The organism is Pandoraea terrae (assembly GCF_902459695.1).
GTDB lineage: Bacteria > Pseudomonadota > Gammaproteobacteria > Burkholderiales > Burkholderiaceae > Pandoraea > Pandoraea terrae.
In genome coordinates this window covers 65,296-79,526 of record NZ_CABPRZ010000014.1, presented here as the reverse complement: position 1 = coordinate 79,526, position 14,231 = coordinate 65,296, and the positions used below count along the sequence as shown (strand labels likewise).

Annotated in this window: 13 protein-coding genes and 1 pseudogene; 11 read left to right on the top strand and 3 right to left on the bottom strand. The window is 64.2% G+C overall.

From position 1 onward, the window contains the following. Positions 1-8: 8 nt before the first annotated feature. The 4 genes and pseudogenes from PTE30175_RS16795 to aceA form a co-directional block, all read left to right on the top strand. A pseudogene (locus PTE30175_RS16795) lies at positions 9-179 on the top strand (ribonuclease E activity regulator RraA); the annotation flags it as partial. Between the two features lie 2 nt (positions 180-181). After that, positions 182-601: a gamma-glutamylcyclotransferase family protein gene (locus tag PTE30175_RS16790; RefSeq protein WP_150698211.1), complete on the top strand. Its 420-nt coding sequence runs from the start codon at positions 182-184 to the stop codon at positions 599-601. A gap of 105 nt (positions 602-706) precedes the next feature. Beyond that, positions 707-1,642, top strand: coding sequence for a DMT family transporter (locus tag PTE30175_RS16785; RefSeq protein WP_150698210.1), 936 nt, complete (start codon positions 707-709; stop codon positions 1,640-1,642). A 372-nt stretch (positions 1,643-2,014) separates the two neighbouring features. Beyond that, the gene (gene aceA, locus PTE30175_RS16780) at positions 2,015-3,325 is read left to right on the top strand and encodes an isocitrate lyase (protein WP_150698209.1); all 1,311 of its coding nucleotides are present in this window, start codon (positions 2,015-2,017) and stop codon (positions 3,323-3,325) included. Positions 3,326-3,419: 94 nt separating this feature from the next. Here aceA and PTE30175_RS16775 read toward each other — a convergent pair whose 3' ends face one another. Both PTE30175_RS16775 and PTE30175_RS16770 read right to left on the bottom strand, forming a co-directional pair. Then, positions 3,420-3,854 carry a universal stress protein gene (locus PTE30175_RS16775; protein ID WP_191629111.1) on the bottom strand — a complete coding sequence of 145 codons (435 nt, stop codon included), beginning with the start codon at positions 3,852-3,854 and terminating at the stop codon, positions 3,420-3,422. Between the two features lie 142 nt (positions 3,855-3,996). Next, positions 3,997-4,965: a LysR family transcriptional regulator gene (locus tag PTE30175_RS16770; protein WP_150698207.1), complete on the bottom strand. Its 969-nt coding sequence runs from the start codon at positions 4,963-4,965 to the stop codon at positions 3,997-3,999. Between the two features lie 119 nt (positions 4,966-5,084). Between PTE30175_RS16770 and PTE30175_RS16765 the strand changes: the two genes are divergently transcribed. The 3 genes from PTE30175_RS16765 to pip all read left to right on the top strand — a co-directional run bounded on the left by PTE30175_RS16765 (position 5,085) and on the right by pip (position 8,629). Beyond that, positions 5,085-5,798 (top strand): haloacid dehalogenase type II, encoded by a 714-nt coding sequence (locus PTE30175_RS16765; protein ID WP_150698206.1) that lies wholly within the window; start codon positions 5,085-5,087, stop codon positions 5,796-5,798. A 67-nt stretch (positions 5,799-5,865) separates the two neighbouring features. Next, the gene (gene aceB, locus PTE30175_RS16760) at positions 5,866-7,452 is read left to right on the top strand and encodes a malate synthase A (RefSeq protein ID WP_150698205.1); all 1,587 of its coding nucleotides are present in this window, start codon (positions 5,866-5,868) and stop codon (positions 7,450-7,452) included. Between the two features lie 157 nt (positions 7,453-7,609). Then, positions 7,610-8,629 carry a prolyl aminopeptidase gene (gene pip / locus PTE30175_RS16755; protein ID WP_150698204.1) on the top strand — a complete coding sequence of 340 codons (1,020 nt, stop codon included), beginning with the start codon at positions 7,610-7,612 and terminating at the stop codon, positions 8,627-8,629. 129 nt (positions 8,630-8,758) lie between these two features. On the opposite strand, the gene PTE30175_RS16750 is transcribed toward pip, so the two are convergent. Further along, a complete protein-coding gene (locus tag PTE30175_RS16750; RefSeq protein ID WP_150698203.1) occupies positions 8,759-10,570 on the bottom strand; it encodes a DEAD/DEAH box helicase in 1,812 nt (603 codons plus the stop codon). A gap of 462 nt (positions 10,571-11,032) precedes the next feature. Here PTE30175_RS16750 and tsaB point away from each other — a divergent pair, with 462 nt between their 5' ends. From tsaB to PTE30175_RS16730, 4 genes are read left to right on the top strand one after another with little or no spacing between them, the layout of a single operon-like run. Next, positions 11,033-11,767, top strand: coding sequence for a tRNA (adenosine(37)-N6)-threonylcarbamoyltransferase complex dimerization subunit type 1 TsaB (gene tsaB / locus PTE30175_RS16745; protein ID WP_150698202.1), 735 nt, complete (start codon positions 11,033-11,035; stop codon positions 11,765-11,767). Continuing rightward, positions 11,767-12,246, top strand: coding sequence for a ribosomal protein S18-alanine N-acetyltransferase (gene rimI / locus PTE30175_RS16740; RefSeq protein WP_150698201.1), 480 nt, complete (start codon positions 11,767-11,769; stop codon positions 12,244-12,246). The genes tsaB and rimI overlap by 1 nt, the downstream gene beginning before the upstream one ends. Next, positions 12,233-13,129: a uracil-DNA glycosylase gene (locus PTE30175_RS16735; RefSeq protein ID WP_150698200.1), complete on the top strand. Its 897-nt coding sequence runs from the start codon at positions 12,233-12,235 to the stop codon at positions 13,127-13,129. The genes rimI and PTE30175_RS16735 overlap by 14 nt, the downstream gene beginning before the upstream one ends. Continuing rightward, positions 13,102-14,226, top strand: coding sequence for a DUF1853 family protein (locus PTE30175_RS16730; protein ID WP_191629107.1), 1,125 nt, complete (start codon positions 13,102-13,104; stop codon positions 14,224-14,226). Before PTE30175_RS16735 ends, PTE30175_RS16730 begins: the two co-directional genes overlap by 28 nt. Positions 14,227-14,231 lie beyond the last annotated feature (5 nt).

The window sequence follows — 14,231 nt, the reverse complement described above, 5'->3', positions numbered from 1 at the left end:
TATTGCTGATGACATTTGCGACAACTGATCTTTGCGACGCCCATGGGGCTGCCTTGTCGGACGGCCGTTTGCGCGTACTGCCGCCGGTTTTCCTGCGTTTTGGCAAGGCGCAACGGTTCTCGGGACCGGCGGTAACGCTCAAGGTGTTCGGGGACAATTCACTGGTGCGCGAGGCGCTGGCATGAGCGGCGGGGTGTATGTGTTCGTGTACGGCACGCTGCGAACCGGCGAGGCCAATGACATGATGCGGGCGGCGGCGCGCCACGGTTTGCCGGCGCCGGCGCGAGTGGGCGCGGCGCAGATCGCGGGGCGGCTGTACGATTTTGGCGCGTATCCGGGACTGGTACTGTCGGACGACGGGGCGCGAACATGCGGCGAAATCTATCGCATCGCCGATGCGCTGGTGGCGGTGCTCGACGAGATCGAGGAAGTTTATCCGGGCGAGGCGGGCTTGTTCGTGCGCGAGGTGCATGACATCGAGTACGAGGGCACGCGCTATCCGTGCATCGTTTATCCGGTCGCGGCAGCCGCGGTCGACGGCCTGCTCTGCATTGCCGGCGGAGACTGGGTCAGTTATCGGCGCGAGCGCGACGGGCGGTAAGGCTGGCCGGTCACGTCATGCGATGCCGGCATGTCCGATTTCGGCCAGCGAAACTTCGACGGCTGTGCGACCATCGCAGCCTGAATGCTCGTGACTGAGATCTCCATGAAACCTGCCGATATCGCCCGTCTGCTTTTCCTCTCCGCCATCTGGGGCGCCAGCTTCCTCTTCATGCGCATCATCGTGCCTGCGCTCGGGCCGTTGCAAACTGCATTCTTCCGCGTCGGCCTCGGCGCCATCGGACTCGCGGCGATCCTCGCGGTCCTGCGTGTACGATGGAAGTTCAAAGGCATGCTGCCTGCCGCAATGATGCTCGGCGTCATCAACTCGGGCATCCCGTTCGTCATGTACTGCCTGGCCGCACGCGTGCTGCCGGCAGGCTATTCCGCCATCTTCAATGCCACGACCCCGATGATGGGCGTCCTCATTGGCGCATTGTTCTTCCGTGAACGTCTGACCGGCGCCAAGGCCGGCGGCGTGATACTCGGCCTGGCCGGCGTCGCCGTGCTCACGCGCGCGGGGCCGGTGGCGCTGACCGGCCCGGTCCTGCTGGGCGCCTTGGCCTGCCTCGTCGCCACCGCCTGTTATGGTCTGGCCGGCTTCCTGACAAGGCGCTGGATCACCGAGCGCGGCGGCCTCGATGCCAAGCTCGTGGCATTCGGAAGCCAAGTCGGGGCCACACTCGCGTTGCTGCCGTTCTTTGCATTCGTTTCCTATGCGTCACCGTCACCCGGTCACGCCGATGCTGGCGTTTGGGCGGCGATGGCAGCGCTGGGGTTGATATGCAGCGCGCTCGCCTATGCCATCTTCTTCAAGCTCATCGCCGACCTCGGACCGCTTCGCTCGCTCACGGTGACGTTCCTGATTCCGCCGTTCGGCGTGCTGTGGGGCGCGCTGTTCCTCGGCGAACCCGTGACCTTGGCGCACCTCGGCGGCGGGTGCCTGATTGCGTTGGCCGTCTGGCTGGTCTGCAAACCGCCGAAAACGGCTGCGAAGCCGATTCCGGCGACCCAATCGCCCAGCGGGAATGCCGTGCGCTGACGCGGCGGCAATCGCGCGCCTCGGCGACGGTGCCATCCCCCGTTTTCCAGGATGACCGGTAACGCGCGTTACCGGTCATTTTTCATAATGCGGAAAGATGTTTTGGTCCATAAAAATTTGCGCTGCTTGGCACAACGGCGAGATTTCATGAGAGGAGTCATCGTTTCATATTGAGGAATTAGTGTTTCAAGTAATTGATTTTTATATATAAATATCTTAACAACAAGTGGCGATTCGTCCTGTTGCGTCGCATAAGAAATCACTAGACTCTTATACAAGACCTGCCGATCTGGCACTGCCACCGACCCGGTGAGTGCCGCGCAGCGCCAGGTTCAAGCGTTGCTTTTATCCTTCAGGAATCAGGAGATCGCCATGACGTCGCGTCAACAACAAGTGCAGCAACTCGAGCAAGACTGGGCCACCAATCCGCGCTGGAAGGGCATCAAGCGCGGCTACACCGCCGAAGACGTGGTGCGCCTGCGTGGCTCGCTCCAACCCGAACTCACGCTTGCACGCCGTGGCGCGGAACGCCTGTGGGCATCGGTTACGACCAAGCCGTTCGTCAACGCGCTCGGCGCGCTGACCGGCAACCAGGCCATGCAGCAAGTGAAGGCCGGTCTCGAAGCCATCTACCTGTCGGGCTGGCAGGTCGCGGGCGACGCCAATCTGGCCGGCGAAATGTACCCCGACCAGTCGCTGTATCCGGCGAACTCGGTGCCGAGCGTCGTGCGCCGCATTAACAACACGCTCACGCGCGCGGACCAGATCCAGTGGTCGGAGGGCAAGAATCCGGGCGACGAGGGGTTCGTCGATTACTTCGCGCCGATCGTGGCCGATGCAGAGGCCGGTTTCGGCGGCGTGCTCAACGCGTTCGAACTGATGAAATCGATGGTCGAAGCGGGCGCTGCCGGCGTGCACTTCGAAGATCAGCTGGCCTCGGTCAAGAAGTGCGGTCACATGGGCGGCAAGGTGCTCGTGCCGACGCGGGAAGCCGTGGCGAAGCTCGTTGCCGCGCGTCTGGCGGCCGACGTGCTGGGCGTGCCGACCGTGCTGATCGCACGTACCGACGCGGAAGCGGCCGACCTGTTGACGGCTGACGTCGATCCGAACGACCAGCCGTTTTGCACCGGCGAGCGCACCATCGAAGGGTTCTACCGCACGCGCAACGGTCTCGACCAGGCGATTTCGCGCGGCCTCGCGTACGCGCCGTACGTCGACCTCGTGTGGTGCGAAACGGGCAAGCCGGATCTCGAGTTCGCGAAGAAGTTCGCTGAAGGCATCCACAAGCAGTTTCCGGACAAGATGCTCTCGTATAACTGCTCGCCGTCGTTCAACTGGAAGAAGAATCTCGACGATGCCACTATCGCGAAGTTCCAGAAGGAACTGGGCGCCATGGGCTACAAATTCCAGTTCATCACGCTGGCCGGCTTCCATAGCCTGAACTACTCGATGTTCAATCTGGCACACGGCTATGCCCGCCGTCAGATGAGCGCCTTCGTCGAATTGCAGGAAGCGGAATTCGCCGCAGCCGAAAAGGGCTTCACGGCCGTGAAGCATCAGCGCGAAGTCGGCACCGGTTACTTCGATGCCGTGACGCAGACGATCGAGCGCGATGCATCGACGACCGCGCTGAAGGGCTCGACGGAAGACGAACAGTTCTTCGACGACGCTGCCGACGACTGAGCGCACGACGCCGTCCCCGGCGCGTCCCCCGTGGCGATCCCGCAGGTGGCGTGCCGCCAGGACGGCGTTTTCACATCTGCGGGCTCACCGCGCATTACCGGTACACGAGCACCGGAATCTTCGAGTGCACGAGCACGCGTTGCGTTTCGCTGCCGAGCAACAGGCTTGTCAAGCCGCGCCGGCCGTGAGAGGCCATCAGGATGACGTCGCAACGATGCCGTTCTGCGGCGTCGATAATGCCGAGGTAGGGCGCGGGGAATGTCGAGGTATCGCGATCGAAGGGCACACCGGCCGCGGCAGCCTTTTCGGCCAGGCGGTCGAGATGGGCCGCGGCTTCCTGCGCGATGCGTTCACTGAACGTGGAAGGGGCTTCGAGGACGTACTCGCTGAAAGGCGAGTAGGGATATTCGGCGAGACAGCAGTAGCCGGTCACTTTGGCGCCGAGGGCGCGGGCCAGTTCGAGTCCGCCGGTAATGGCCTTGGCAGACAACTCCGAGCCGTCGGTGGGTAAGAGGATATGAGTGAACAGCATATGACCTCCCGCAGGTTGCATGGCCAGAATGACAACTTGATTTTAGTTCCTTGTTTGTAGCCCCTTGATTCTTCAGGATTTGGCGCGTCGCAACAACGGGGGGTTAACCCCCGTGGCGCGCGCTGCGTGCATCCGGCGATCAGGGTACCGGGTACGGACTGGCGATCGATTGGGATGCCTGACCAAGGGGTGCTGGCGCCGCCACGTCGTTCCAATAGCCGGGATTGCCGTAGTGGTGCTTGAGATGATCGATGAACAGGCGCACGCGCAGTGGCAAGTGCTTGCGTTGGGGAAAAACGGCGTGAATGCCGATCGGCGGGGCAGCGAATTGGTCGAGCACGGTGACCAGGCGGCCTTGCCGGATATCGTCGCCCACTTCCCACCACGAGCGCCATGCCAGCCCTTGGCCTTCCAGACACCACTCATGCAGGACGGCGCCGTCCGTGCATTCGAGCGTGCCCGACACACGCGTGATGACGACCTTGCCGTTTTGCGAGAACGTCCAGCCGCGCTGCTGGTTGGCGCTCGCGCCGAAGGCGAGGCAGTTGTGACGTGCCAGATCCTCGAGCGATTCCGGCTGGCCGCAGCGAGCGAGATACGAAGGCGCGCCCACGCACACACGCCGGTTTTCGCCAAGACGCAGCGACACGAGACTCGAATCGGGCAATTCACCGAGCCGCACGGCGCAATCGAACCCTTCGTTGATGAGATCGACCAACCGGTCGGACAGGTCGAGCGTGACGGTCACGTCCGGATGCGCCGCGATGAATCCCGGCAGCATCGGGGCAACGTGGCGCCGGCCGAATCCCGCCGGCGCGGTCACGCGCAGATGACCGCTGGCCTTGACCCCGCCGGCCGAAACCGTGGCTTCCGCGTTGTGCATCTCGTTCAGGATTCGCTGGCAGTCTTCGAGAAACGACGAACCCTCGAAGGTCAGCGTCACGCGCCGTGTGGTGCGAACCAGCAACTTGACACCCAGCCGGGCTTCGAGCGCGTCGATGCGCCGGCCGATGATGGCGGGCGCCACGCCCTCCATGGCAGCCGCTGCGGAAAGGCCGCCTTTGGCCGCCACGGCCACGAACGTTTCGATCTGTTTGAAGCGGTCCACGTGCCAGTCACCCCTCGACTATAGTGAAAAAAGTAAAAAATAAAGTGATCTTTGCGGTCTTTTGTAACTCCATTTATAAATAATACAATCGGGCGGTAAAAACAAGCTATACCTAAGCCATGCCATCTGATAACTCGCCCAAGGCAGTGATTTTCGACGCGTACGGCACGTTGTTCGACGTGTACTCCGTAGCGGCGGCGGCCGAGCAGCTGTTTCCCGGTCAAGGGGCGGCGCTGGCGGCGTTGTGGCGCACCAAACAGATCGAATACACGCAGTTGCGCACGCTTTCGAGTCCGCGCGGCGAGCACTATCGGCCGTTCTGGGATATCACCGCGGATGCGTTGCGTTACGCCGCGGCGAGCCTGCGCCTGACGCTCTCGCCCGTGGCAGAGAAGCGGCTGATGGATGAATACACCTGCCTGTCCGCGTTTCCGGAGAATCTGCCGGTGCTGCGCGCGTTGCGCGCGGCCGGTTTGGGGCTGGCGGTCCTGTCGAACGGCGATCCCCGGATGCTCGATATCGGCCTGAAGAGCGCGGGCATGCGGGACATGTTCGACCATGTCCTGTCCGTCGACGTGGTCCGCAAATACAAGACTGCCCCCGAGGCGTATCAGCTTGGCACGAAGGCGTTCGGCCTGAAGGCAGAGGAAATCGTTTTTGTCTCCAGCAATGGCTGGGACGTGGCCGGCGCGGCCTGGTTCGGATACGTGACCTTCTGGGTCAATCGGGCCGGCCTGCCGGTCGAACAACTCGGCGTCACGCCGCAAGGGATGGGGCGCGACATGCGCGATTTGCAGCGTTTCGTCGAATCGCAAGGCACGGCACGCGCATGAAGCCCCTACATGCATGCCCTCGGCGCGTGTCGTAATGTTTCACCCCTAACAAGATTCAGGAGATCCCATGGCGCTCACGTTGCCTGCCGGCGTGGAAATCAAGGCCGACATTGCCCCCCACCACGAAACCATTCTGACGACCGAGGCGCTGGCCTTTGTCGCGAAGCTGCACCGTGCATTCGAAGCACGCCGCCAGGCATTGCTGGCCGCCCGCGCCGAGCGTACCCGGCGTCTCGATGCAGGTGAAGCCCCCGACTTCCTGCCGGAAACGCGCGCAATCCGCACGGGCGACTGGCGCATTGCGCCGCTGCCGAAGGCGCTGGAATGCCGGCGCGTGGAAATCACCGGCCCGGTCGAGCGCAAGATGATCATCAATGCGCTGAACTCGGGTGCCGACAGCTACATGACGGACTTCGAGGATTCGAATACGCCGAACTGGCACAACCAGATCGACGGCCAGATCAACGTGCGCGACGCCGTGCGCGGGACCATCAGCCTCGAACAGAACGGCAAGCAATATCGTCTGAACGAGAGGACCGCGACGCTCATCGTGCGCCCGCGCGGCTGGCATCTGGATGAAAAGCATGTTTTCGTCGACGGCCAGCGCGTGTCGGGCGGCCTGTTCGATTTCGGACTGCACTTCTTCCACAATGCGAATGAAGCCCTGTCGCGCGGTTTCGGTCCGTACTACTACCTGCCGAAACTCGAGAGCCATCTTGAGGCGCGCCTGTGGAACGACGCGTTCGTGCTGGCGCAGAACGAACTCGGCATGGCGCAAGGCACGATCAAGGCAACGGTGCTCGTCGAGACGATCCTCGCCGCATTCGAAATGGACGAAATCCTCTTTGAGCTGCGCGAACACAGCGCGGGTTTGAACGCAGGCCGTTGGGACTATATCTTTTCGTGCATCAAGAAGTTCAAGGCCGACCGCGATTTCTGCCTGGCCGACCGGGGCCGGATCACGATGACGGTGCCGTTCATGCGCGCCTATGCGCTGTTGCTGCTCAAGACGTGCCATCGCCGCGGTGCCCCGGCCATCGGCGGCATGAGCGCATTGATTCCGATCAAGCACGATGCGGCCGCGAACGAGCGCGCCATGATCGGCATTCGCAGCGACAAGGCGCGCGATGCTACCGACGGTTACGACGGCGGCTGGGTCGCTCATCCCGGGCTCGTGCCGGTGGCGATGGAGGAATTCGTGAAAGTGCTGGGCGACGCGCCGAACCAGATCGGCAAGCAACGCGACGACGTCGATGTGGCGGGCAAGGACCTGCTCGACTTCCGTCCGGAAACGCCGATCACCGAAGCGGGCCTGCGCGGCAATATCAACGTCGGCATTCACTATCTGGGTTCGTGGCTGGCAGGCAACGGTTGCGTGCCGATCCACAATCTGATGGAAGACGCGGCGACGGCGGAAATTTCGCGCTCGCAAGTGTGGCAGTGGATCCGTTCGCCGAAGGGCCATCTGGAAGATGGTCGCAAGGTGACGGCCGCGCTTGTGCAGGGCCTCATCGCCGATGAGTTGGTCAAGGTGAAGGCATTCGTCGGCCAGCCCGCGTCGACGTATGACCGCGCCGCGCAAATCTTCGAGCAGATGTGCATTGGCGAAGATTTCGTCGAATTCCTGACGTTGCCGTTATACGAGGAAGTCTGAGCGGCGGCGCGCGCCCGACTCACGCGATGAAAGGCGGCGGTGGCGACACGGCCGCCTTTCTTCATGCGCCGGAAAACCGGGCGGGTTGCCGCAGGGGCTCGCGTACTTTGCCGGGCCGGCCGGGTTACACTGAAGTGTGATCGAAGCGAGGATATCGATGAGTCAAGACAGCGTTTTCGCACCTGCCGCCCGCAAGGGCATCGTCACCGAGAGCCGGCCCGTCACATTGCGCGGACTTTACCCGGCGCTCGCGCCATTCGCCGCCGGCATGCTCGACGTTGGCGATGGCCATCAGATCTATTGGGAGCAATGCGGCAATCCGCATGGCAAGCCGGCCGTGTTCCTCCACGGCGGCCCCGGCGGCGGTTGTTCACCCGAGCAGCGGCGTCTGTTCCATCCCGACAAATACTGCATCACATTGTTTGACCAGCGCGGATGCGGGCGCTCGTTGCCGCACGCGAGCCTTGATCACAACACGACGTGGGATCTGGTGGCCGATATCGAGCGGCTGCGCGAAAAATTCGGCTTCGCGCAATGGCTCGTATTCGGCGGTTCGTGGGGTAGCACGCTCGCGTTGGCCTACGCCCAGACGCACCCATCGCGCGTGAGCGAGTTGATCGTGCGGGGGATTTTCACGGTCCGCCGCGAGGAGCTGCATTGGTATTACCAGGAAGGGGCGTCGTGGCTGTTTCCGGATCGTTGGGAGGCCTTCCTTGAACCGATTCCGGAAGACGAGCGCCATGACCTGATTGCCGCGTATCGCCGGCGCCTGACCGGCGACGATGAGGTGGAAAAGCTGCGCGCGGCGCGGGCATGGAGCATGTGGGAGGGCGGTACGATCACGATGCTGCCCGACGCGGCGCTGACGGCATCGTTCGGCGATGCCTATTACGCGATCGCCTTCGCGCGCATCGAGAATCACTATTTCACACACGATGGCTTTCTCGCGCCGGATCAGTTGCTTCGCGACGCTTATCTTCTGCGCGACATCCCCGGGGTGATTGTGCAAGGGCGCTACGATGTCGCGACGCCGGCCAAGACCGCATGGGCGCTCCATCGCGCGTGGCCCGAGGCCGATTTTCACTGGGCGATCGACGCCGGGCACGCATTCAACGAACCGCTGATTCTCCATTATTTGATTGAAGCAACGGACAGGTTCGCCAGCGTGCGCCGTTAAGGTCGTGATGGTGTAACGACCGCATGACAGCGGAAAACGCAAAAGCCCTGCGGGTTCAATGAACCCGCAGGGCTTTTGTTTCATGCGTTTGCCAGGCGCGCTGGGCGCGCCGGGTGCACGTACGCGCGATCAGCCGCGGCGATTCGACTTGTTGCCGTAACCGTAGCTGCTGCCGCCGCCGTTGCCGCGGTTGCCGAATGAGCGCTGCTCGCCGCCGCGGTCCTGACGTTGGCCGCCCTCGAACGAGCGCGTGCCGCGGTCTTGACGATAGCCGCCTTCCGTACGGAAGCCGCCGTTGTCCTGACGCTGGCCGCCTTCGAACGGACGCGCCGGACGATCTTGACGGTTGCCGTCGATGGAACGCGTGCCGCGGTCGAAACGGTCGGTGTTGCCGCCATGGCTGAAGCCTTCACGGCGCTCGCCGCCGAACGGGTTGCCGCTCGGCTTCGGGCCGCCGAACGAGCGCTGGCCTTGATAGCCATTGCCGTCACGGTTGCCGCTTTGCCAACGGCCGCCACCGCCCTGGCCATGGCGCGGACCGCCACGACCCGGGCCGCCCGGACGCTTGCCGCCCGGCACCGACTTCGGCGTGGAACGGCGCGGTTCGAAACCGACGACGATGTTCACCGGCAACGGCTGGCGCGTATAGCGTTCAATGCGGCGCACGGCGCCGACTTCACCGTGGGCGGCAAGGCTCACGGCGACGCCACGGCGGCCGGCACGGCCGGTACGGCCGATACGGTGCACATAGTCTTCGGCGAACTTGGGCAGATCGTAGTTGAACACGTGCGTGATGCCCGGTATGTCGATACCGCGCGCGGCGACGTCGGTGGCGACCAGCACGCGGACCTTGCGCTCGCGCAGGGCGCGCAGCGTACGGTTACGCACACCTTGCGGCATGTCGCCGTGCAGCGCGGCGCTATCGAAGCCGGCTTGCTCGAGCTGATCGGCGATCTGGTCGGCATCGCGCTTCGTCGACGTGAATACGATGGCCTGGTCAAGCGCGTCGTTGCCCAGCAGGTGGGTCAGCAGACGGTCCTTGTGGGCACGGTCGTCGACGTAATGCAGCATCTGTTCGATGTTGACGTTCGCGCGCTGGTCGTTGCCCGCCTTGATCTCGATGGTTTCCGGATCGCGCAGCAGGCGGCGGGTGATTTCGCCCATGCGGCCGTCGATCGTGGCCGAGAACAACAGCGTTTGACGCGTGGCCGGCGTGGCGTCGACGATCGTCTGGATGTCGTCGATGAAGCCCATGTCCAGCATGCGGTCGGCTTCGTCGAGCACCAGCATCAGCAGCGACGACAGGTCGATCTTGCCGCTCGAGATGTGGTCGAGCAGACGGCCCGGCGTGGCCACGATGATCTCGGGTTGCTTGGCCAGCATTTCCAGCTGGCGCGGGTAGGGCATCCCGCCCAGAATGCTGACGCACTTCAGGCGGCGCAGTTGCTGGCCGTACGTATCGGCGGCGGTCGAAACCTGCTGGGCCAGTTCACGCGTCGGTGTCAGCACGAGCAGCAGCGGCTTTGCCGGCGCGCGGCGAACCCGTTGGCCCTTGCGCGGCTTTTCGCCAGGCGCGGCCGGTTCGTTGCGCGGATGCGCCGGAGCACGGTTCATCTCGCCGTTGGCTTGCATTTCCGCAAAGCGGTGGATGGCCGGCAGCATGAAAGCTGCCGTCTTGCCCGAACCGGTCGGGCTCGACACGAGCAGGTCGCGGCCGGCGAGCGCCGACGGAATGGCGCGCTGTTGCACCGGCGTCGGGTTCGTGTAACCGGCGGCGGTCAGCGCCGTCAGGATGGCGGGGTTCAGGCCGAGTTCGGCGAACGTGGGGCCCGTGGGCGCCGGCGCAACGGTTTCAGCCTGGGGGGCCGCTTGGGTGGTGTTTTCTTCGGACGAATCGAAATACGTCTGCGCGATGGCAGACAGCTTGGAATGCTGTTCCATGAGTCCTCTTGCGAAGTGAGGGGTTTCTTAAGGCGTTGGCGCCAATCGGCAAACCCAATTCGTCGCAAGCAGGATCAAATCGATGCAAATCGCGGATGGGGCAGAAAGCGGAATCTTCTTCCGAATCGTAGGCCACGGGGCGGGTACCGGTCGCATCGAGTTTCCTCGAGTTCCTCATAAGAGGAGGCAGCGGTGTCGCGCCGAAACTTCGGCCTATCACTGGATTGGGGCAAAACGCAAACAATGTTCGCCGCACGGAACCGACTTCAACGTGCCCGTAAGGCGAAGCGGGCATTATACATAGAATCCTGGAAAAGTGCACGTAGGTATTTCGATGAGGGAAATAGGCCGGAACCGGGCGGGGGCGCATTCTGGATTCGGCGCGCCTCGGACACCCCCGATTTGCGGCAATGGATGCTCGGGTCGTGCTCATGGACGGGCGCTCCCGATTACAATAGCGGCATGCCTTCGATTACGCTTCTTGCCTTGGACACGTCGACCGAGTTCTGTTCGGTCGCGCTGTACCGTGACGATCCCGCCGTGCCCGGCGCGCCGCGCATCGTCGCCCGTCATCTCGATACGGGGCCCGTCTCCAGTACCCGGATTCTTCCCGCCGCGCGCGAAGTGCTTGAATCGGCCGGCCTGCGCCTGGCGGATTGCGACGCGATTGCGTTCGGCGCCGGTCCGGGGTCGTTTACCGGCTTGCGCACCGCGTGCGGTGTGGCCCAGGGCCTCGCCTTCGGCGCGGGATTGCCCGTGGTGCCGGTCGGCACGCTGATGGCCTGCGCCGAAGCCGCGCGTGATCGCGATCCTTCGGCCGATCGCGTGCTTGTCGCGCTCGACGCCCGCATGGATGAGGCCTACTGGGCTGATTTCATCTGGGACGCATCGTCAGGCGACTGGCGGACGCAGCAGGGGCCCGCGCTCGATGCCGCCCAGCGCGTGCCGACGCCCGATACCGCCTTTGTGCTCGCGGGCAATGCGGCGGCGGCATTCGGTGACCGGCTGCCGGCCGCGGCGCAGGCGCGTGCAGTGATGCCCGACGCCATGCCGCATGCGCAGTCGGTGGCCGTGTTGGCGGCGCGCGCATTCGCGCGCGGGGAAGCGATTCCCGCGGATCAGGCGATGCCGTTCTATGTGCGCAACAAGGTGGCGCAAACGACGGCGGAACGGCAAGCGACGAAGGAGGGCCGTTGATGCAGCAGACGGGGGCCCATTACTTCGACCCGATGACGGCCGACGACATCGATGAAGTCGTCGCCATCGAACAGATCGCGTATCCGTTTCCCTGGACACGACAGAATTTCATCGACTCCCTTGACGCCGCGCATCAAGGCGTGTGCTTGCGCGCGGTGAATGGCGAGTTGCTCGGTTACTTCCTGATGATGCCGGTCGTCGACGAGTCGCACTTGCTCAACGTGTGCGTGAGACCGGCCCTGCAGGGCAACGGACTCGGCGTCATGCTGCTCAATGAGATCGTGCGCGTGGCGCGTGCGGACGGCATGGGCGGCATTTTGCTCGAAGTGCGTCCGTCGAACGGCCGTGCGCTACGCATTTACGAACGCTTCGGATTCGCGCAAATCGGCCGGCGCAAGGGCTATTATCCGGCCGACGGCCGGCGTGAGGATGCCATCGTCATGCGTTTGTCCTGGGAGATTGATCGTGCCGTGGCCTAAACCGATTCTCGAAGAATTCGGGCTTTGGCCTGTTTGGGGGGCCAAAGGCGGCGCCACGGCGGCAGCTGCCGATGTGGCGGACGTTGCCGTCGCAGCGGCGGACGACGACGTTGCAATGTTGGAGGCGATGCCCCGCGAAGCGGCGGTGCCCCCTGAAACGGCGGTTCCCGCAGACGCCGCAGGGCCCGTGGACGACTTTCCGGTCTGGGCGTCCGACGACGCCGATGATGCGGCAGACGCGGCACTGTGGTCCATTATGCGTCAGGAGGCTGACGCGCCCGCGCAGGCCAGGCCGTCGCTCGACACGCTCGATTGGGATGCCTTGGCCGAGCGCGTTGCGAATTGCCGGGACTGCGGATTGTGCGAGAAACGTACACAAACCGTGTTCGGGGTCGGCGATCGCCGTGCGGACTGGCTGCTGGTCGGCGAAGCGCCGGGACAGCAAGAGGATTTGCAGGGCGAGCCGTTCGTCGGACAGGCCGGCAAGCTGCTCGACAATATGTTGCGTGCGGTCGCGCTGCAACGGGGCGAGAATGTCTATATCGCCAACGTGCTCAAATGCCGGCCGCCGAATAACCGCGATCCGGCGCCACAGGAAGTGGCCAGTTGCGAGCCGTATCTGAAGCGCCAGGTGGCGTTGCTCAAGCCTCGCGTGATTGTCGTGATGGGGCGTTTCGCCGCGCAGAGCATTCTGCGCTCGCAAGCGAGCATCGCCAGCTTGCGCGGACGTGTGCATGAGTACGAAGGCGTGCCGGTGATCGTGACCTATCATCCGGCCTATTTGCTACGCAGTTTGGCGGACAAGTCCAAGGCCTGGACGGATTGGTGCCTTGCCCGCGCCACTTACGAGTCGATTTGTACACGGACCGCTGCCGAAGACTGATCGAATCCCTGCGCGAGCCGCCAGTGCGCGACCTCGCGTGGCTACTGCTGTCCGACGATCTGCTGGACGCCGGCGCGTTTCCCGCGGCACTCGGGCATGCCGGTGGCGACAGCCACCGAGCCATTGCAGCGCAATTGCTCGCGCTCGATGCCGCCCCCGAACCGCTCGCAAGGTTCCTCGCAGGCGGTGAGCGCACCCGGCTCGGGCGCTATGCGGAACGCCTGCTGCATTTCTTCCTGGATCAGGACCACCAGCACCAATTGTTGGCCGCCGGCCTGCAGGTCCGCGATGCGAGACGCGGGGGCATGACATTGGGCGAGTGCGATTTCCTGCTGCGCCGCCACGCCGATGCCGCGCTGCTGCATTGGGAGTTGGCCGTCAAACTCTATCTCTACGTGCCACCGGCGCAAGCGGCATCCGCCCTGACGGAACGCGCGCTGCAATTTCATTGGCTTGGGCCGAATCTGGCCGACAGTCTCGCCGACAAGGTCGAGCGCCTGCTGGATCATCAATTGCGCCTGACGACCATCGATGCCGCCCGGAGCGTATTGCCGGCGCCCGGACCGTGGCTGCCGCAAGCGTATCTGAAAGGATGGCTGTTCCACCCGCTCGGCGAGGCGTCGCGCGTGCCGGTCATGATCGCCCCCGGTCATGGGCGCGGCTGGTGGGCCGGCATGGACACCTGGTGGGCGTGGGCGAGCGGGGCAGTGAACGGCTCGGCTGCCGAGGCCTGGGCGGTCCTGCCGCGCGTGCGTTGGCTTGCGCCGGCGCGCGTCGCGGCCGACGAGGCGCTCACGCTGCCCGCGTTGCACGCGCGGATCGAAAGTCTGTGGGCGGACATGGAAGCGAGGGGCGGGATGGCGGAGCCGCTCCTGATCGTTGCCTTGCGCCGGGCTGGCGACAGCCTCGATGCGGCCGGCAGGGTGAGCGCCGATGCCGACGTTGCGCCGGCGGGCGAGTGGCACGAGCGCGATCGTGGCTTCGTGGTGCCGCAGGGATGGCGTGAGCGCGCGGTGCGCCGCATTGACGAACTCTCGGCACGCGCACGTGTGCGCGATGCGGCGCGTCTGGCGATTGCGCCGGCGCCAGCCGAATGACAGGC

Excerpts from the sequence above, each read along its gene's own strand:
- PTE30175_RS16790 (WP_150698211.1), top strand. The coding sequence starts at position 182 with ATGAGCGGCGGGGTGTATGTGTTCGTGTACGGCACGCTGCGAACCGGC.
- PTE30175_RS16785 (WP_150698210.1), top strand. The coding sequence starts at position 707 with ATGAAACCTGCCGATATCGCCCGTCTGCTTTTCCTCTCCGCCATCTGG.
- aceA (WP_150698209.1), top strand. The coding sequence starts at position 2,015 with ATGACGTCGCGTCAACAACAAGTGCAGCAACTCGAGCAAGACTGGGCC.
- PTE30175_RS16765 (WP_150698206.1), top strand. The coding sequence starts at position 5,085 with ATGCCATCTGATAACTCGCCCAAGGCAGTGATTTTCGACGCGTACGGC.
- aceB (WP_150698205.1), top strand. The coding sequence starts at position 5,866 with ATGGCGCTCACGTTGCCTGCCGGCGTGGAAATCAAGGCCGACATTGCC.
- pip (WP_150698204.1), top strand. The coding sequence starts at position 7,610 with ATGAGTCAAGACAGCGTTTTCGCACCTGCCGCCCGCAAGGGCATCGTC.
- PTE30175_RS16750 (WP_150698203.1), bottom strand. The coding sequence starts at position 10,570 with ATGGAACAGCATTCCAAGCTGTCTGCCATCGCGCAGACGTATTTCGAT.
- tsaB (WP_150698202.1), top strand. The coding sequence starts at position 11,033 with ATGCCTTCGATTACGCTTCTTGCCTTGGACACGTCGACCGAGTTCTGT.
- rimI (WP_150698201.1), top strand. The coding sequence starts at position 11,767 with ATGCAGCAGACGGGGGCCCATTACTTCGACCCGATGACGGCCGACGAC.